The sequence below is a fragment of the Bacillus sp. SIMBA_074 genome (genome assembly GCF_046534555.1).
In the GTDB taxonomy this organism is placed as follows: domain Bacteria; phylum Bacillota; class Bacilli; order Bacillales; family Bacillaceae_G; genus Bacillus_A; species Bacillus_A mycoides.
Genome location: NZ_JAWRYM010000669.1, coordinates 1 through 264, shown reverse-complemented (window position 1 = coordinate 264; position 264 = coordinate 1). Strand labels below are relative to the sequence as shown.

The following is a 264-nucleotide window of genomic DNA, read 5'->3' as shown; positions in this document are numbered from 1 at the left end:
CCTGCCTCTTCCAGCATTCGCAGGTGTTCTGCTACAGCTCCTTGCAGAGCGAGGACACCGATTTTCATGTGGTTCACCTTACCAGCCGCGCTCTTGCATGCGATCTGCTTCGCGGATTTTGGAGATTTCGAGACCTGGCATTGCCGTACCCAAGCCTTTGGATACACGTGCAATCAGTTCGTAATCGGTATAGTGAGTAGTAGCTTCAACGATTGCCCGAGCAAATTTCTCTGGATTTTCCGATTTGAAAATACCGGAGCCTAC

Annotated in this window: 1 pseudogene; it reads right to left on the bottom strand. The window is 50.4% G+C overall.

Going from position 1 to position 264, the window contains the following annotated elements:
• Positions 1 to 78 precede the first annotated feature (78 nt).
• Positions 79 to 264, bottom strand: a pseudogene (locus SB773_RS32445) (pyridoxal 5'-phosphate synthase lyase subunit PdxS); the annotation flags it as partial.